The organism is Flavobacterium sp. 5 (assembly GCF_002813295.1).
In the GTDB taxonomy this organism is placed as follows: Bacteria; Bacteroidota; Bacteroidia; order Flavobacteriales; family Flavobacteriaceae; genus Flavobacterium.
The window spans coordinates 4,654,178-4,670,948 of record NZ_PHUE01000001.1 but is presented as its reverse complement, the minus strand read 5'-3'; the positions used below and the strand labels follow the sequence as shown (position 1 = coordinate 4,670,948).

Below are 16,771 nucleotides of genomic sequence, written 5' to 3'. Positions count from 1 at the left end.
AAATTTACATAAAAGATGAAAAAGACAATAACAATCGGGGCAGGAACTAACAATCCAATTACTATTAACAGATTTGGTTATGGTACGATGCGGTTACCAGGAGACTTTGTTTGGGGAAAACCAAAAAACAGAGAAGAAGCTTTAGAAATATTAAGAACTGCTGCTAACAAAGGCATTAACTTTTTAGATACTGCCGATTTTTACGGTGATGATATTACAAACAGGTTAATCAAAGAAGCACTATATCCGTACAACGATGAAACATTAATTTGTACTAAAGTAGGAGCTGCAAGGACTCCAGATAAAGCTTGGGTAGTATTTAATACTCCAGAAAATTTAAGAACAAGCATTGAAAGAAACTTGAAAACCTTGAAGTTAGAACAGCTTCCATTGGTTCACTTTAGAGTAATGCCAAATACAGCAACACCATTTAAAGAATCTTTACAAGCTATGTTTGATATGCAGAAAGAAGGCAAAATTCTTCATATTGGTTTAAGCAATGTGAGCCCTGAAGAATTAAAAATAGGATTAACTATGGGAAGTATTGTTAGTGTGGAAAATGCTTTCGGTTATGGGCAAAGAACAAGTTTCGAGTCGCACGGCCAGCAAACTCGTGGATTGCAAGAAGTAATGCCTTTGTGTATTGCTAACAATATTATGATGGTTCCGTTTTGGTCTTTGCAAAATTCGTTACCAAAGAATGATGATAAAATTGCTGTAATTGCCAAAAAATACAAGGTAAGCACTGCTCAAATAAATATTGCTTGGTTGTTGCATTTTAACGATTTGATTTTGCCTATTCCAGGTACCTCACAATTGAAACATTTTGAAGAAAACATTGCGGCATGTGATATTCTTTTAACAGAAGAAGATATGGCTTTTTTAGGGTAAAAAGGAACAAAAAGAGTAACAGAAGCTGATCGACAGAAAATCAAGAACCTTCATGACTGGATATTTTATCCATTCTGAAGGTTTTTTAGTACTATATTATTCTATCTCTGAATGCAAACGAAAAAACCTTTTTGCTATAATAACTTAAGCATTCAAACAATAATTTCAACAGAAAGCCATAAAACACTACCATTATATTATACATAAAAATCTTTAGGTTTTAGCTTGTCCATTTCAGGTTTCACTTTGTCCGCTTGGGCTATTTTTTGATTTTAAATAAAGGGTTATCAAGATACTTTTGACAAAGAAATTCACTGATAATCAAATAACTTAAAATCAACAAAATGAAAACAAATAAAAACTTTAAATTTTATGCTAGTACCGTTCTTGGCATTTTAGCATTTATCATTTCCAATAGTGCAATGGCACAAAAGTCTGGTATTATACGTACAGATCTGCAAAAACATGATCTTAGTTTTGATGGTAGAGAAGCTGTTCAGGCTAAAATAGATTTTGAACCTCACACAGCTTTTGGAAAACACAATCATCCCGGAGAAGAAATCATTTATGTTCTTGAAGGTTCTTTAGAATATGAAATTGAGGGGCAACTGCCGGTGACACTCAAAGCTGGAGAAGTACTTTTTATTCCAGCAGGAAAATTTCATTCTGCAAAAAACAATAGCGATGCAAAAGCTTCAGAACTGGCAACTTATGTAGTCGAAAAAGGGAAACCTATTCTTGTTATGAAGAAATAAATTTCAGCTTTAGGCCTGTCCATTTCAATCCTTACTTCGTCCATTTGAACTCTTTTCTGATAGTATAAAAATAATAACAGATGTACTTTTGACGAAGAAATTAGCTAATAACCAAATAATTAAAGATTATGAAAACAATAGCAAAAATCCAAAACAATATCATCAACATGATAGCAATTAAAACAGTTTTAATAGCAGTTTTATTTTTCACAATAACACAAATTACTGCACAATCAGAAAATCAAAAAGCAAAAGAGATAACAGTAAGCTCTTCTCTTGGAACATTAAAGCAAATTAATGCTGGATTATTAAATGTTGGTTACACCGAAGCGGGACCTTCAAACGGGCAACCAGTTATTTTACTTCACGGCTGGCCTTATGATATTCACAGTTATAATGAGGTGGTTCCAATTTTAGTTTCTAAAGGATATAGAGTAATTACTCCTTATTTAAGAGGATTTGGTACTACTCGTTTTCTTTCAAAAGATACTTTTAGAAATGGGCAACAGGCTGCATTAGCAAAAGACATTATGGATTTTATGGATGCGCTTAAAATTGACAAAGCCATTATAGGTGGTTTTGATTGGGGTGCAAGAACAGCAGTGGTTATGGCTGCACTTTGGCCAGAACGTTTGCAGGGATTGGTTTCCGTAAGTGGATATTTGGTTGTAAATCTTGAAGCAAATTTAAAACCGCTTCCGCCTAAAGCTGAATTAGGATGGTGGTATCAATATTATTTTGCTACAGAAAGAGGAAAATTAGGCTACACTCAAAATACTTATGAATTCAATAAACAAATCTGGAAATTGGCTTCTCCGTTATGGAATTTTGACAAAGCTACTTACGATCAAACGGCACAATCATTTGATAATTCAGACCACGTAGCAATTGTAATTCATAATTACAGATGGCGTCAATCACTTGAAGCAGGCGAATCTAAATATGATAGCTTAGAAAAACGTTTAGCATCACGACCAGCAATCACAGTTCCGACTATCACTATCGCAAGTGATTTTGATGGCGCTAATGCAGATGGAAAAGCTTATGCTGATAAATACATCGGTAAATACGAGCATCGAGTTTTAAATGGCATCGGGCATAATGTACCGCAAGAAGACCCAAAAGCCTTCGCTAAGGCAATTATCGATGTAGCTGCTTTTGCTAAAGAAAAATAACGGTTTCAATATCAATATCAAAAATCAATTTCAATTTCAATAACAATTTTAAAAACACAATCATGGAAAATTTAAACATCCCACAACCAGAAAAAATTCTTTATACAGGGAAAACACACACAACAGGAGGACGTGAAGGCTCTTCAAGAAGTTCTGATGATCAATTAAATATTAAACTGAGTTCTCCAGGCTCTTCAAAACCTGGGACAAATCCTGAACAATTATTTGCCGCTGGATGGTCTGCATGTTTCATAGGAGCAATGGGAAAGGCCGCAGGAGCAATGAACATAAAACTTCCTGCAGAAACTGCCGTAGATACCGAAGTAGATTTGGCTTTAACAGCCGGAGAATATTCATTACAGGCACGTTTGAATATCAGTCTTCCGGGATTAGATCCTGAAACCGCTAAAGAACTTGCAGATAAAGCACATCAAACCTGTCCTTATTCTAAAGCTACAAGAGGAAACATTCGTGTTGAAATTAATATTCTGTAAATTTACTTTTATAAGCCTTGTCAATAGATGAGGCTTATATTAAAATATGAATCATGAGAAAAATAAAACTAATTTTCGTTTTTATAAGCTTTCTATTTCTAACCAGAATGACAGTTTATAGTCAAAATAATATAGATAAAAAAGCCGTAAAAGGTTTTGCTCTTTTAGAATTATATACTTCCGAAGGCTGTTCAAGTTGTCCTCCCTCAGATGAATTATTGGGAAAACTACAAAGTGAATACAAAGAAGACAATGTCTATATTTTAGCTTTCCATGTAGATTACTGGGATAGACAAGGTTGGAAAGATATTTTCAGTAACGCTGATTATACCAAAAGACAATATGAATATGCTAAATATCTAGGCAAAGAGCCAATTTATACACCACAGCTAATCGTTAACGGAACAACTGAATATATCGGTTCGCAGGAAACTGTTGTGAGAAATGCAATTAAAGTTGCTCTTGCGAAACCCTCAATTGTAGATTTATCTTTGGAAGCAACTCTGTTAGATACTAAATTGAATGTGAGTTACAATGTAAATAAAGCGTCAAAAAATAATCGTTTGGTATTGGCCGTTGTACAAAAATCGGCTAAAAGCAATGTAAAAAGAGGCGAGAATGCCAATCGAGTTTTATCACATTTTCAAATTGTACGTCAATTACATAGTGTTGCATTAACTGGAAATATTAAAGGGATTGTTTCGATGTCTTTATTAAAAGATTTCAATACCAAAGAGTTTGAAATAATAGGATTTGTACAAAATATGAATTTTGGTACTATTTTGGGAGCTAAAAGAGTTACTATTAATTAGCTATCAATCGAATCAACAAGAAGAGAAATTTTCTAAAATAAATTTATCTTTGACAAAAGAAGATTAAGAACAACTAAATAAATTATGGAAAAACTAAAACGCTTTCAAGTTTCTCAACGAGTTATCTGGGGAAGTTCTATAGCATTGGCAATCCTTGCTTCGATTCCAAAATTATTTGATCCTTTTATTACTATTCCCGACATCATTATAAACTCTTCGATTACATTGATGTTTTCTATTTTTATCTGGTATTATAACATTTACAGTCTTCCAAAATTTACTTCACAACGCACGAATACTAGTTTATTCAATTGGAAACTTTTATTGAGTGTTATAATGGGAATTCTTGTAATGGTTATTCTTGTAGTCGTGCACCAGGAACTTTTTCAGGTTTCAAAAATGGATGCTCCAATAATGTTTGAATTGCGAGGTGTTTTAATCAATTTGATAGTCTATATGTTTTTGCATTTGCTTTTTCAAAACTATCAAACTCAGCAAATGGGAATGGAGTTGGAGCGCACTCATGCTCTAAATCTTGGCGCACAATATGAACTTTTGAAACAACAGGTTAATCCGCATTTTTTATTTAATAGTTTGAATACGCTGAAATCGATGGTGGACATGCAGGATCCACAGAGTTCTGATTTTATTTTGAAATTATCAGACTTTTATCGTTTTACACTCGAAAGTAGAAAACTGGATTTAATACCGCTTCGAGAAGAACTTCAGATTTTGGATTCTTATGTTTATTTATTGAAGGCTCGTTTTGAAGATGGATTTGTACTAATAAATGAAGTAGATTCGAAACAATACGAATCGGTTATTCCGCCATTTACGTTACAGTTATTGATTGAAAACTGTATCAAACACAATGTAGTTTCTCTGGATAAACCTTTACGAATTCAATTATATACTGAAAATGATTTCTTAGTGGTTGAAAATAAGATCCAACTGAAAAGGGGAGTACTATCTACCGGTGTTGGACTTGATAATATCAATCAGCGCTTTATGCATTTGATGCATGCAGAAATTGAAATTGATAAAAACGAAACTACTTTTAAAGTAAAAATACCAATGAAATATGACTATCATAATAATTGAGGACGAAGTAAAAACGGCCAAAGCCCTTGGTCAATTAATTTTGAGTATCAGACCCGATGCTCAAATTTTGTCGTATATACAAAGTATTGATGGAGCTGTGAGTTATCTTTTAGAAAATGATCAACCCGATCTTATCTTTATGGATATTCAATTGGCAGATGGCTTGTGCTTTGAGATTTTTAAAAATGTGGAAGTTCTTTCGCCAGTCATTTTCTGCACTGCTTTTGATGAATATGCTATTGAAGCTTTCAAATCTAATGGAATCGATTATGTCTTAAAGCCATTTTCTAGAGAAAGTATTGCACAGGCAATTAAGAAGGCAGGAGAATTGAAGAATTTCTTTCAAAGGAATAAAAAAGCAATGCCAGATTTTGATTATTTATTGACACGTACAGGCGAGAATAAAGGGAAAAGTAGTTTTTTAGTTTTTAAAAACAACAAATACCAAACAGTCCTTACAGAGAATATTGCGCTTTTCTACATAAAGAATGAAACGCCAACGATTATGACTTTTGATAAAAATGAATATCAAATAACACAATCATTAGACGAAGTTCATAAACTTTTATCACCCATACAATTCTTTAGAATCAACAGACAATACTTAGTGAATTTTACAGCAATTAGAGAAGCGGAACATTATTTTTCACGCAAGCTAATCATCAAATTAACCATTCCAACAGAAGAGAAATTACTAATCGGAAAAGAAAAGGCAACTGCTTTTTTAAGTTGGTTAGAAAATAGATAACCCATTAAATTATTCATTTTAAGGAATAATTTAATGGGTTGTTTTTATAATCCAGGAAACAAAAAACAGCTGATAAAGAAAAGAGCTGATAGTATAAAGCATATAATTAGGATGATTTTTTTCATATAAATTAGCTTTTTTGAAGTGATTACTTGTTTAAAGTTTTTAATTAATAATAACAATATAAATGTCATAATATTAAATAATTAGGATATTTATATTGTTATGTATTTGTTATTAATTCAATGTAACAGGACTGTAAGTTGCTGTATATAATTTACGGAACATCGCATATGTTACAGTTACCATTACAAAGGCAATGATTGCATCTATACCTGCGGTAAAATCCAGTACAGCAAGTTTCGAAACAAATGCAAAAATGATATCAAAAAAGACTCCTGCAAATACCCATTCTTTTAATCGAAGCAATTTATTCGGGATTAATAAAGTGATAACTCCGGCTACTTTAAATACGCCAAGCAAATAAATAAAATGTGCAGGATACCCTAATTGCTGAGTAATTTGCCAAACAATTGGGTTGTTGGTCAATTCAAATAATCCGCTTGTACCAAACCATAAAGAGGTTAATGCGATTCCAGTCCAGTAAATAATTTTTGTTGTTTTTGTGTTCATGATTTTTATATTTTAAGTTATTTAACGAGACAAAATTGTGATTTAAGCCTTAAAAAAAATATAGAAATCATCTTGAAATGGACAAATTAAACCTTGAAATAGACAATACTTGGTTTATTATCATAAGAGCCTATTTAAAATTTTCTTTCTATTCATAAAAATAAGATTTTACTTCAACTATCTCATTTTATGATAAGTTTAGCATATCCTAAATACTTTTTGCGGAATAAAAGGACAATAAAAGCGTTTTCTATCTAAACAAAACTATATTATGGGTGCATTTAATTTTATGACGGCGGAAATAGCTATAGATTTAGGAACAGCAAATACTTTAATATTTCACGACGGAAAAATAGTAGTTGATAGTCCTTCAATTGTAGCCAGGGATATTAGAAACGGAAAAATTATTGCTGTGGGGCATGAGGCCAATTTGATGCAGGGTAAAACACATGAGAATATTAAAACAATCAGACCTCTTAAAGACGGAGTGATTGCCGATTTTGATGCATCAGAGAAAATGATCAGTTGGTTTATAAAAAACATACCGGAATTAAAGAAAAGTTTTTTTACTCCTGCACTTCGAATGGTGGTATGTATTCCAAGTGGAATTACCGAGGTAGAAATGAGAGCCGTAAAAGAATCGTGTGAACGTGTAAACGGTAAAGAAGTTTTTTTAATTCATGAGCCAATGGCTGCTGCTATTGGAATAGGTATAGATGTTATGCAGCCAAAAGGACATCTAATTGTTGATATTGGTGGAGGAACTACTGAAATTGCAGTTATTGCCCTTGGAGGAATAAATTGTGATAAATCAATAAAGATTGCAGGTGATGTTTTTACCAGTGACATTTTGTATTACATGCGAACACATCATAATTTATATGTTGGTGATGCATCTGCCGAGGCAATAAAAATCGATGTTGGTGCTGCAACGGAAGACCTTGACGATGCTCCAGATGATATCACTGTTCGTGGAAGAGATCTACTTACGGGAAAACCCAAAGAAGTCCTAGTTAGCTTTAGGGAAATTGCAAAAGCTTTGGATAAATCAATACAGAGAATTGAAGATGCGATTATGGTAACCCTTTCATTGACACCACCGGAACTGGCTGCCGACATTTATAATACGGGATTGTATCTCGCAGGAGGTGGAGCAATGCTTCGAGGTCTTGATAAAAGAATATCGCAGAAGACAGAATTACCAGTATATATTGCAGAAGATCCGTTAAGAGCTGTTGTAAAAGGTACTGGCATTGTCTTAAAAAATATAGACAAATATAAGAGCCTGTTGATGAAATAATTTTAACTTCATTAGACTTATCTAAAAAAGTAGCGAAAAAAAACAGAATTATGCTCTGTCTTTTTCGCTACTTCTTGTTTAAGTCAAATAGTTACTATACGATTAAGTTTCCAGTTTCAGTAATTAATGCGTGCATGAGCTCATTGGCACTGTGATATTTTAAAGAACTTGTATTTTGTCCTGACCAAAAACTGATCATTTCGGTTTTTCCTTGTGCTAGTGCAGCAACTTTTAAAGGAGCTATTAACTTTGTCTGTAATGGAAAAGGCAAAACTTCTGTTTCAAAAGCAATATTCTGAGATATTCGGTTATGAATCATTCTGCCCATTCTTCCCGTAAGCGATTTTGAAATTGTAGTATGATTAGATTCATCTGAGAATAACATTTGTCTGTGAAGCGGTGTTGCACCAGATTCATCTGTAGCCAAAAATGCTGTCCCAATCTGAACGGCATCAGCACCTAAAGTCAAAGCAGCAACAATACCTTTTGCATCTGCAATACCACCGGCAGCAATAATTGGAGTATTTGTTTTTGCTTTTATTTGCTGTAAAAGAGTAAATAATCCGGTAAAAGAATCCTGCGCAGGTCTTAAAAAAGAAGGTCTGTGTCCGCCAGCTTCAAATCCTGCTGCAACAATGGCATCAACTTTGGCTTCTTCAAGGGCAAGAGCTTCGTCTAAAGTTGTTGCTGCTCCAACTGTTTTTATACCTAATCTTCTGCTTTCGTTAAGGATTTCTTTGGAAGGAATCCCGAAGATGAAACTAAAAACTGCAGGTTTAATTTCGAATAAAGCTTCAACTTGCTTTTCAAATTTTGATGGAATATCAGTAGATAAATCTGGCAATGGAACCCCTAATTCATCAAAGTAAGGTTTAAAGAGCTGTTTGATTCTCTCTAATTTTTCAGGAGGATAATTGACTAAAGCTGCATCGACATCATTAACCCATAAATTAATATTATAAGGTTTGTTCGTTGCTTCCTTTATCTTTTTATCAGCTTCCAAAATTTCCTCAGGAGATAAAGTATAGGCACCAAAACTACCCAACCCGCCAGCATTGCTAACAGAAGCCAATAGGGCAGTGGTAAAAAAACCAGCGCCCATCGGACCTTGTAAAATTGGATAATCTATGCCTAATAATTGTGTTATTTTAGTTGAATTCCACATCACTTACTGATTTACATTCGTTAGCAATTTGTTTACAATAATCCATTTGCCATCAACAATAGCAAGGCTAAGCTGATCATAATAATTGTATCCCAATATCGGAACCTGTGTTTTAGCAACAGCTGTATTATTGATGATTTCCAATGAAATAATTTTCATTTTAAACTCTTCTCCAAGTTCCTTCGGACTTTTGCGGTTTTTTACTCCTTCCAGATATTGATCTAGGGTTTTAAAATAAGACTGTCCGTTAATATCACCCGCAAGTAAAGTCTGCGGATGAAAAACACTTCTTAATTGCGTAACATCACCTGTGTATACTCCATTGAAGTAATTCATAAGTAAAGCTGTGATAAGAGCTGTATTGGTACTAAAATTGTCCATGACGATAAATTTAATAATAGTTTAAATTAATTATCTAATACTGTGGCCCGCAACGTGCCCGCCATCTAAATTAATAATTTCTCCAGTAACAAAATTACTTTCGGCAAGATAATAAGCTAATTGAGCCACATCGCTGGTTTCTCCAATGCGATTTAGCAAATGTAAACCTGCTAATGAATCTGCATTATCAACTCCTGTTTTTGCTTGAAGCGGACTTCTAATAATTCCCGGCGCAATGGCATTTACTCGGATATTATTTTTTCCGAATTCGGTGGCAAGCTGTCTGGTAAAGGCATGAATACCACCTTTACTCGAAATTGGTGCAGTTGCAGGAAACCCGTCAATAGCATGATCTACCAATACAGTTCCAATGTTGATGATTGAACCTTGACTTTGTTGCAACATTTGTTTTACAGCCGATTGACTGGTAAAGAAAGTCCCTTTAAGATTGATATTATAAAACTTATCAAGATCTTGCTCTTCAACATCTAAGAACGATTTTGGTTCAAAAATACCTGCATTATTAATTAATACATCTACGCTTCCAAAACGTTCGACGGCAGTTTCAACCAATTTCTTTCCAGTCGCTATAAGACTTATATCACCATGAACCATTGCTAATTGATTTGGATGCCCTAATTCTTTATAGGTACTTTCCAGATTACCTAAATTAGCTGAATTGATGACTACATTATATCCTTTTTCTAAGAATAATTGAGCAATTGATTTTCCTATTCCGGTAGATGCACCGGTTACTATTACTGTTTTCATTTGTATGTTTCTTTTAATTAATTATTTTTTTTGAGCAGTAATTCCTTTTTCACGCAATACCGAAACTTGTTCACCTGCAAAACCCCAATCGTCTAATTCAATTTCCTGAATTACAACATGAGTAAGATTGGGATCTTTGTCTAATACATCGGTAATAAGTGCTGTGATTCCTGCAATAAGTTGTTGCTTTTGTTCTCTAGTAACGCCTTCGCGTGTAACTTCTATTTTTACGTATGGCATGATTTCCAAGTATTAAGCTAGTTTAGCTGTAAGGTTTACATCAAGTTCAAATTCATTGTAGATTAAAGTATCTCCAAGATTGGTGAAGAAATTTCCAGAACGGAATTTCATGTCATATTTGGTACGGTCAATGATAATTTTACCAGAAGCACTAAGTTCATCTTCGCTGGTATTTACTTTTAAGTTGAAACCAATAGGATGCGTGATTGCTTTAATTGTCAAGTTACCTTCAACAAAATAATTCACTTCATTTTGTTTCGCAACTGAAGTAATGTCTAAAAATGCTGTTTTAAATTTTTCGGTAGAGAAAAAATCATCAGAAGCTAAATGTCCTGCAAATTGTTGGTTGGTTGCTGGATCTGTAACGTCCAGAATTACGATAGAAGTAGTGTCGATAACTACATTTCCAGCTACAAGATCACCGTTAACTATAGTGAAGTTACCTTCTTCAATGTTAATAGTTCCATTGTGTTGACCAGTTACTTTTTTACCGATCCAGTTTACACTACTTTGTGCGTTTGCAATTTTAAAATTTTGAGTTTCCATTTTTTTATACTTTTAAATTGTTATTAATTTATAGTACAAAGTAATGGCGATACCGAAGATGGGTTACGTGATGTAGATCACATTCGTAAATCGGCTATTTTGAAGCGTTGTATAATCGGCTTAAAGTTTCTCTTGAAACTCCAAGATAAGAAGCAATTAAATGTTTAGGAACCATATTATAAAGAGCAGGGTAGAGTGCGAGGAGTTCTTCGTATCTGGTTTTAGTATCGTTATTCATAAAAGAAAGCAGTCTTTTTTGAGTAGCAACATAACCTCTGTTTGTTCTCCATCTGAAGAAATGTTCGATTTGATGCATTTCGGCACAAACTTTTTCGCGGTCGCTATTAGCAAGAGAAAGTATTTCTACATCTGAAATGCAATCGACATTAACCGTTGCTTTTGTTTTATTATAAAGAGCCAAATAATCGGATGCCCACCAAGTTGGCATAGCAAATTGTAAAATATACATTTTGAGCTCATCATTTAAAAAGAAGGTTTTTAAACAGCCCGAAAGAACAAAGTATTCTTTATCAACATCTTGACCTTCGGTAATAATAGCTTGTCCTTTCTTAAAAGTTTCTGGCTTAAAATGCGAAAAGAAATAATCAAATTCCGCATCGGTTAAAGTTGCAATTTTTGAGACATGCTCTTTTAAGATTGTTTTGGCTTCCATTATTATAATTTTTATCAAAAAAGTAAAAATAATACTTAACCTTTAATTTTTTTATTTTTAATGAATTTATAAATATAATCAGCTTCTCAACCCTTATAAATATAAGGAAAACATAGTTACTTTTAGATTTCTATCAAATTGATTTTCAAAAATAAAAGTTAAAATATTTGTTATTTAAGACCGAACGGTCTAAATTTGTCCTGTCAAAATGAAATTATCATGAGTAAAGCAGAACGTACAAGACAGTTTATTATAGAAACATCGGCACCGATTATCAATAAAAAAGGTATGGCTGGAACTTCTCTTACCGATATTATGGAAGCTACCAAACTAGCGAAAGGCGGTATTTATGGAAACTTCGAGAACAAAGAAGAAATTTGTACAGAGTCTTTTTTATACTTAAGAGCACAATTGGCAAAGCAATTAGATTCCGCATTATTAAAAGGTAAATCGGCTGAAGAAAGGCTTTTTAATTTACTGAAAGTATATAGTAATTTAGAGAATATGGATGAAGGCTGTCCTATAATGAATTTTGGACTTGAAGCTGATGACACCAATCCAATAATAAGAGAACATGTAAAAAAGGCTATTTTTTCTGCTCAAAAAAGGTTTTATACCATTGTTGAAGATGGAATTAAGAACAACCAATTATCTCCAGAGTTTGATGCAGAGCAATTTAGTATTAAAGCATTTGCAATGATCGAAGGCGCTATTTTACTAACGAAAGTTATCGGAAGTGATACCCAAATGAAGATTATTCTAGAAGGAATAAAAGATGAATTTAAAAGATATGTACTCTAAACTATTTTTTTTGAATAATTTAAGACCGTTCGGTCTATTTTAATATAAAGTTTAATAATTAAATATAATAACAATGTCAAAAGTAATTTTTATAACAGGAGCCACAAAAGGATTTGGAAGAATCTGGGCAGAAGCATTTTTAAAACGTGGAGATAGAGTAGTAGCAACTGGCAGAAATGCCGAAGCGTTGCAAGATCTTAAAAAAAGCTACGGAGATTTGGTCTTGCCAATTCAATTAGATGTAAATGATCGAAACGCTTCTTTTGAAGCAGTAAGCAAAGCAAAAGAACATTTCGGAAGAATCGATGTATTAATCAATAATGCTGGATATGGTTTATTTGGCGCGGTTGAAGAAACATCTGAAGAAGAAGCTAGAAATCAAATGGAAACTAATTTCTTTGGCGTTCTTTGGTTATCACAAGCAGTATTGCCAATTATGAGAGAACAAAAAAGCGGTCACATTATCCAGGTATCAAGCTTTTTAGGTTTAGTAACTCTTCCGGTTTTAGGACTTTACAACGCTTCTAAATTTGCCGTGGAAGGTTTGAGTGAAACATTGGCTTCGGAAGTTAAAGGCTTTGGAATTAACGTTTCATTAGTTGAACCTAACGGCTATACAACAGATTGGTCAGGAGAATCAGCTTTTCAAACTCAAAGTATTGAAGCTTATAATCCTGTAAAAGCAGGTTTTAGCGAAGCAGTTTCGACTCCGGGTATCTTTGGAAAACCTGAAGCTACAGCTTCAGTTATCCTTAAATTGGTAGACAATCCTAATCCGCCTTTGCGATTGCTATTAGGTTCATTCGCATATCCAACAGTTAAAAAAGTGTACGAAGAACGTTTGGAAAGCTTTTCAGATTGGAAATCTGTTTCTGACGAAGCACATGGAGAATAATTTTTAAAAGTAAATAAAAATGAAAACTTTAAAAGAAAATCATCAGGGCTTCAGTACTATACTAGCTCTGGCATTTATTCCGTTATCGGGATTTGCAACAGATATTTATTTACCATCGCTTCCGGCAATGGCAAATGATTTGCATGTCTCAGCATCGGCTGTACAGCTTTCGTTAGTTGTATTTATGTTTAGTGTGGGTATAAGCCAGTTTTTTATCGGAAGTATACTAGACAGTTTTGGGCGTTATAAAATTGGTCTTGCATCACTTGCTTTATTTTCTATAACCAGTTTTGTTATTGCCTTGGTATCTGATATTTATGTGATTTACGCGATGCGAATTATTCAGGGAATTACAATTGCCCTCATTGTAGTGGGAAAAAGAGCTTATTTTGTTGATCTTTTTTCGGGAGAAAAGCTAAAAAATTACATCAGTTTATTTTCGATTATTTGGGCATCGGCACCTATTATGGCTCCGTTTTTAGGAGGTTATTTGCAAAATAGTTTTGGATGGAGATCTAACTTTTATTTTCTTGGCGGTTTATCATTAGTATTTTTGGTTTTAGAACTTATTTACAGCGGAGAATCATTAAAACATTATCATCCATTCAAATTGAAATTAATAGCAAAAACCTATTCAGATATGCTAAAAACAACTGATTTTATATTGGGACTGCTTATTATCGGAATTTGTTTTGGTGTCGTTCTGGTTTATAGTTTATCAGGTCCTTTTATCATAGAACGTGTTTTAGGATATTCGGCTATCACTACAGGATATAGTTCTTTATTGTCTGGTTTTTCACTAATGACAGGTGGAATAATAGCAAAATCATTGATTAAAAAACCATTGGCTCAAAAAGTAAGCATTGCATTTGGAATACAAATTCTGTTGGTTTTACTGATGATTTTAACTGCTTCATGGGCTAGTAACCTTTATACTCTGATGGGTTTTATAATCGGAATTCATATCGCTGGAGGCTTTATTTTTAATATTTTGTATGGATATTGTCTAAGCCGTTTTTCTAAAAATGCAGGAGTTGCAAGCGGACTTACCGGAGGAGTTATGTATATGATTAGTTCTGTTTTTAGCTACGGATTTGCTAATTTATTTCATGTAAAAAGTCAATTATTATTAGGCATTGCAGATCTTTCGTTACTTGTAAATGTGGTTATCCTTTTTGTGATTTTCAATAAATACAGATTAAAAAGCACACAAGATAGTAGTGTCAAAGTCGAGTTAAATACATTAGTAAAAGCATGATAATAAACTAGATATTGAATAATAAATATTTTTTCTTTTAAAAAGCCTCAAAAACTATTGATTTTGAGGCTTTTTAGATAAATAACTTTTCTTAAAAAGTTGACTATAATTTAATTCAATTTTGAAGGAGATATTCCAAATTTATTTTTGAAAGCAAAGGAAAAATGCGAAAGATCTTCAAAACCAGTTTCTAGATAAACTTCGGATGGACTTTTTCCTTTTTCTTTTATAAGATAATATGCTTGTTGCAATCTCTTTTGTAATAACCATCGACTTGGTGAAATTTCAAAAATACGCTGAAAATCACGTTTAAAAGTTGCCAGACTCCGACCAGTTAAATAAGCAAAACGATCTAATTGCACATTAAAATGAAAATTCTTTTCCATAAAAGCTTCCAAATCAATTTTACCAGGTCCATTAAAGTCAAATAAAATGTCTTTAAGTTCCGGTTTGCATTGCAATAAAATGGCAATAGCTTCATTTACTTTTAAAGCCTGAAGCTCTTCGGTAATTAATTGATCTTCGTTGATATAAGGAATTAAAGAATCCATTAAACTTTTAAGAAGAGGAATTTCCTTTAATCGAAAAACAGTTTCTGTTTTTGGATTTTTAATTAAACTAGTTTTATAATTGTGTTTTATAGAGAAATCGAGCAACGCCTCCTGATTCAAATAAATTGAAATGGACTGAAATGCGGTATTGGGATCAGGTTGTTTAATGAATTTTATAAGCTGATTCTTCTTAACAAATCGAAAATCTCCAGGTTTGAAAATATGTTCCTGAATGCCATTGTTTAAAGTAAGTGTGCCCGAAATCTGAAAACTTAAAACATGTTCTGCAGCAAATTGCTCGCCTTGCCTATTCTGGACATAGTAACAGGAATAAGCTATGGGAGATGTTTTTTGATTTATTTTTGAATCGTTCATATTACAAATTTATAAAAAAACGGGCAGCAATACTGATTACTGCCCATTGCAAAATGCATTTAAATTATTATTTTTTGCCATTATTGGTATACCATTTTCCTTGTGCTGTATCAAAAAAACTTCCAACATCATCATGATCTGTAGATAAGCTGACATCTATCCATTTTTCCATTTCTTCTGTTCGGTTCTGATCAGCATTTTTTAAAATACCAATTGCTTCACTACCTAATACTAAATGCACTGGTGGATTTGGATTAGAAGCTAAATCTACCATCACTTTCGCTGCTTTTTCAGGATTTCCAACCGCAATAAATTTTCCTCCTTTGAAAAAATCAGTACGCTGTTTTACCATTCCATAGCCTTCTATTTCTGCTGCATATGACATTGAAGCGCCACCCCAATCCGTACGGAAACCGCCTGGTTCAACACTGGTTACGAATATTCCTAATGGGGCAACTTCTTTTGCCAAAGCTTCGGAAAATCCGCTTAAGCCAAATTTTGCCGCCTGATACATCGTTAGGCCTGGATTACCAACGCGTCCACCAATAGAACTGATTTGCAAAATCCTTCCTGACCCCTGTTTACGCATATAAGGCAATACTGCACGTGTAATTTCAATTGGTGCATATAAATTAGTTTCCAGCTGACTCCGAACCTGCTCATTAGTATACCCTTCAGCCGCACCAATGATTCCAAATCCAGCATTGTTTACCAATACGTCTATTCTTCCAAAATGTTGTACTGCCTCATGAACTGCGAGATTGACTTGTTCATAATTAGTAACTTCAAGTGTAATTGGAAAAATCTTATCTTTAAAACGATCTTTCAAATCATTCAATTGATTAATATCTCGTGCGGTTGCGACTACATTATCACCGTTTTCTAATACTGCTTCCGCTAAATCACGACCTAATCCACGGGCACTTCCTGTAATAAACCATACTTTTTTCATTTTATTTGTATTTAATGTTCATTGCAAATTTACATCAGGAACAGATATTGATGATTTGTTGAAAAGCTCAATTTTATTTGTTTAAAAGCTCATTATATTTCAAAGCAAATTTTGGTTTTTAAAATCACCCGGATTCTTTTAGATTTATAAAACAAAGGCTATTGGTAAAATTCACAAAAAACATAAAAAAGATTTATTTAGAAATGAAATATGTCTTTTATGTTTTTCTCCTCTCGGTATAAAATCCGAATCTT

20 protein-coding genes are annotated in these 16,771 nt (G+C 33.3%); 11 read left to right on the top strand and 9 right to left on the bottom strand.

Features of this window, described 5'->3' with window-relative positions; translation table 11 throughout:
* Window positions 1-15 precede the first annotated feature (15 nt).
* From CLU82_RS19495 to CLU82_RS19465, 7 genes are all read left to right on the top strand, one after another.
* Complete coding sequence (locus CLU82_RS19495; protein ID WP_100844673.1) at window positions 16-891, top strand: aldo/keto reductase; 876 nt, start codon at window positions 16-18, stop codon at window positions 889-891.
* 344 nt (window positions 892-1,235) lie between these two features.
* On the top strand, window positions 1,236-1,646 hold the full coding sequence (locus tag CLU82_RS19490; protein WP_100844672.1) for a cupin domain-containing protein: 411 nt from the start codon (window positions 1,236-1,238) through the stop codon (window positions 1,644-1,646).
* A 128-nt stretch (window positions 1,647-1,774) separates the two neighbouring features.
* Entirely contained in the window at window positions 1,775-2,821 is a 1,047-nt protein-coding gene (locus CLU82_RS19485) for an alpha/beta fold hydrolase (RefSeq protein ID WP_232735279.1), read from the top strand.
* A gap of 62 nt (window positions 2,822-2,883) precedes the next feature.
* Window positions 2,884-3,315: an organic hydroperoxide resistance protein gene (locus tag CLU82_RS19480; RefSeq protein WP_198520244.1), complete on the top strand. Its 432-nt coding sequence runs from the start codon at window positions 2,884-2,886 to the stop codon at window positions 3,313-3,315.
* A gap of 53 nt (window positions 3,316-3,368) precedes the next feature.
* A complete protein-coding gene (locus CLU82_RS19475) occupies window positions 3,369-4,127 on the top strand; it encodes a thioredoxin family protein (RefSeq protein ID WP_100844671.1) in 759 nt (252 codons plus the stop codon).
* 84 nt (window positions 4,128-4,211) lie between these two features.
* Complete coding sequence (locus CLU82_RS19470; RefSeq protein WP_100844670.1) at window positions 4,212-5,228, top strand: sensor histidine kinase; 1,017 nt, start codon at window positions 4,212-4,214, stop codon at window positions 5,226-5,228.
* A complete protein-coding gene (locus CLU82_RS19465) occupies window positions 5,209-5,976 on the top strand; it encodes a LytTR family DNA-binding domain-containing protein (protein ID WP_100844669.1) in 768 nt (255 codons plus the stop codon). Before CLU82_RS19470 ends, CLU82_RS19465 begins: the two co-directional genes overlap by 20 nt.
* A gap of 237 nt (window positions 5,977-6,213) precedes the next feature.
* Here the strand turns inward: CLU82_RS19465 and CLU82_RS19460 are convergent, their stop codons facing one another.
* On the bottom strand, window positions 6,214-6,609 hold the full coding sequence (locus CLU82_RS19460; protein ID WP_100844668.1) for a DoxX family protein: 396 nt from the start codon (window positions 6,607-6,609) through the stop codon (window positions 6,214-6,216).
* Window positions 6,610-6,880: 271 nt separating this feature from the next.
* Between CLU82_RS19460 and CLU82_RS19455 the strand changes: the two genes are divergently transcribed.
* Window positions 6,881-7,909 (top strand): rod shape-determining protein, encoded by a 1,029-nt coding sequence (locus tag CLU82_RS19455; RefSeq protein WP_100844667.1) that lies wholly within the window; start codon window positions 6,881-6,883, stop codon window positions 7,907-7,909.
* A gap of 94 nt (window positions 7,910-8,003) precedes the next feature.
* On the opposite strand, the gene CLU82_RS19450 is transcribed toward CLU82_RS19455, so the two are convergent.
* The 6 genes from CLU82_RS19450 to CLU82_RS19425 form a co-directional block, all read right to left on the bottom strand.
* On the bottom strand, window positions 8,004-9,074 hold the full coding sequence (locus CLU82_RS19450) for a nitronate monooxygenase family protein (RefSeq protein WP_100844666.1): 1,071 nt from the start codon (window positions 9,072-9,074) through the stop codon (window positions 8,004-8,006).
* A 3-nt stretch (window positions 9,075-9,077) separates the two neighbouring features.
* The gene (locus CLU82_RS19445) at window positions 9,078-9,455 is read right to left on the bottom strand and encodes a nuclear transport factor 2 family protein (RefSeq protein WP_100844665.1); all 378 of its coding nucleotides are present in this window, start codon (window positions 9,453-9,455) and stop codon (window positions 9,078-9,080) included.
* A gap of 30 nt (window positions 9,456-9,485) precedes the next feature.
* On the bottom strand, window positions 9,486-10,226 hold the full coding sequence (locus CLU82_RS19440; RefSeq protein WP_100844664.1) for an SDR family NAD(P)-dependent oxidoreductase: 741 nt from the start codon (window positions 10,224-10,226) through the stop codon (window positions 9,486-9,488).
* A gap of 21 nt (window positions 10,227-10,247) precedes the next feature.
* Window positions 10,248-10,466, bottom strand: coding sequence for a 4-oxalocrotonate tautomerase family protein (locus CLU82_RS19435; protein ID WP_100844663.1), 219 nt, complete (start codon window positions 10,464-10,466; stop codon window positions 10,248-10,250).
* A gap of 12 nt (window positions 10,467-10,478) precedes the next feature.
* Entirely contained in the window at window positions 10,479-11,012 is a 534-nt protein-coding gene (locus tag CLU82_RS19430) for a YceI family protein (protein WP_100844662.1), read from the bottom strand.
* 94 nt (window positions 11,013-11,106) lie between these two features.
* Entirely contained in the window at window positions 11,107-11,685 is a 579-nt protein-coding gene (locus CLU82_RS19425; RefSeq protein WP_100844661.1) for a Crp/Fnr family transcriptional regulator, read from the bottom strand.
* A 219-nt stretch (window positions 11,686-11,904) separates the two neighbouring features.
* Here CLU82_RS19425 and CLU82_RS19420 point away from each other — a divergent pair, with 219 nt between their 5' ends.
* The 3 genes from CLU82_RS19420 (at window position 11,905) to CLU82_RS19410 (ending at window position 14,639) form a co-directional block, all read left to right on the top strand.
* On the top strand, window positions 11,905-12,486 hold the full coding sequence (locus tag CLU82_RS19420; protein WP_100844660.1) for a TetR/AcrR family transcriptional regulator: 582 nt from the start codon (window positions 11,905-11,907) through the stop codon (window positions 12,484-12,486).
* Window positions 12,487-12,559: 73 nt separating this feature from the next.
* On the top strand, window positions 12,560-13,381 hold the full coding sequence (locus tag CLU82_RS19415; protein WP_100844659.1) for an SDR family NAD(P)-dependent oxidoreductase: 822 nt from the start codon (window positions 12,560-12,562) through the stop codon (window positions 13,379-13,381).
* Between the two features lie 19 nt (window positions 13,382-13,400).
* Window positions 13,401-14,639 carry an MFS transporter gene (locus CLU82_RS19410; RefSeq protein ID WP_100844658.1) on the top strand — a complete coding sequence of 413 codons (1,239 nt, stop codon included), beginning with the start codon at window positions 13,401-13,403 and terminating at the stop codon, window positions 14,637-14,639.
* Window positions 14,640-14,749: 110 nt separating this feature from the next.
* Here CLU82_RS19410 and CLU82_RS19405 read toward each other — a convergent pair whose 3' ends face one another.
* Together CLU82_RS19405 and CLU82_RS19400 are read right to left on the bottom strand one after the other, a co-directional pair.
* Complete coding sequence (locus CLU82_RS19405; RefSeq protein WP_100844657.1) at window positions 14,750-15,565, bottom strand: AraC family transcriptional regulator; 816 nt, start codon at window positions 15,563-15,565, stop codon at window positions 14,750-14,752.
* A 67-nt stretch (window positions 15,566-15,632) separates the two neighbouring features.
* Window positions 15,633-16,517: an SDR family NAD(P)-dependent oxidoreductase gene (locus CLU82_RS19400; RefSeq protein WP_100844656.1), complete on the bottom strand. Its 885-nt coding sequence runs from the start codon at window positions 16,515-16,517 to the stop codon at window positions 15,633-15,635.
* Window positions 16,518-16,771: the final 254 nt, after the last annotated feature.

Excerpts from the sequence above, each read along its gene's own strand:
- CLU82_RS19495 (WP_100844673.1), top strand. The coding sequence starts at position 16 with ATGAAAAAGACAATAACAATCGGGGCAGGAACTAACAATCCAATTACT.
- CLU82_RS19490 (WP_100844672.1), top strand. The coding sequence starts at position 1,236 with ATGAAAACAAATAAAAACTTTAAATTTTATGCTAGTACCGTTCTTGGC.
- CLU82_RS19485 (WP_232735279.1), top strand. The coding sequence starts at position 1,775 with ATGAAAACAATAGCAAAAATCCAAAACAATATCATCAACATGATAGCA.
- CLU82_RS19480 (WP_198520244.1), top strand. The coding sequence starts at position 2,884 with ATGGAAAATTTAAACATCCCACAACCAGAAAAAATTCTTTATACAGGG.
- CLU82_RS19475 (WP_100844671.1), top strand. The coding sequence starts at position 3,369 with ATGAGAAAAATAAAACTAATTTTCGTTTTTATAAGCTTTCTATTTCTA.
- CLU82_RS19470 (WP_100844670.1), top strand. The coding sequence starts at position 4,212 with ATGGAAAAACTAAAACGCTTTCAAGTTTCTCAACGAGTTATCTGGGGA.
- CLU82_RS19465 (WP_100844669.1), top strand. The coding sequence starts at position 5,209 with ATGACTATCATAATAATTGAGGACGAAGTAAAAACGGCCAAAGCCCTT.
- CLU82_RS19460 (WP_100844668.1), bottom strand. The coding sequence starts at position 6,609 with ATGAACACAAAAACAACAAAAATTATTTACTGGACTGGAATCGCATTA.
- CLU82_RS19455 (WP_100844667.1), top strand. The coding sequence starts at position 6,881 with ATGGGTGCATTTAATTTTATGACGGCGGAAATAGCTATAGATTTAGGA.
- CLU82_RS19450 (WP_100844666.1), bottom strand. The coding sequence starts at position 9,074 with ATGTGGAATTCAACTAAAATAACACAATTATTAGGCATAGATTATCCA.
- CLU82_RS19445 (WP_100844665.1), bottom strand. The coding sequence starts at position 9,455 with ATGGACAATTTTAGTACCAATACAGCTCTTATCACAGCTTTACTTATG.
- CLU82_RS19440 (WP_100844664.1), bottom strand. The coding sequence starts at position 10,226 with ATGAAAACAGTAATAGTAACCGGTGCATCTACCGGAATAGGAAAATCA.
- CLU82_RS19435 (WP_100844663.1), bottom strand. The coding sequence starts at position 10,466 with ATGCCATACGTAAAAATAGAAGTTACACGCGAAGGCGTTACTAGAGAA.
- CLU82_RS19430 (WP_100844662.1), bottom strand. The coding sequence starts at position 11,012 with ATGGAAACTCAAAATTTTAAAATTGCAAACGCACAAAGTAGTGTAAAC.
- CLU82_RS19425 (WP_100844661.1), bottom strand. The coding sequence starts at position 11,685 with ATGGAAGCCAAAACAATCTTAAAAGAGCATGTCTCAAAAATTGCAACT.
- CLU82_RS19420 (WP_100844660.1), top strand. The coding sequence starts at position 11,905 with ATGAGTAAAGCAGAACGTACAAGACAGTTTATTATAGAAACATCGGCA.
- CLU82_RS19415 (WP_100844659.1), top strand. The coding sequence starts at position 12,560 with ATGTCAAAAGTAATTTTTATAACAGGAGCCACAAAAGGATTTGGAAGA.
- CLU82_RS19410 (WP_100844658.1), top strand. The coding sequence starts at position 13,401 with ATGAAAACTTTAAAAGAAAATCATCAGGGCTTCAGTACTATACTAGCT.
- CLU82_RS19405 (WP_100844657.1), bottom strand. The coding sequence starts at position 15,565 with ATGAACGATTCAAAAATAAATCAAAAAACATCTCCCATAGCTTATTCC.
- CLU82_RS19400 (WP_100844656.1), bottom strand. The coding sequence starts at position 16,517 with ATGAAAAAAGTATGGTTTATTACAGGAAGTGCCCGTGGATTAGGTCGT.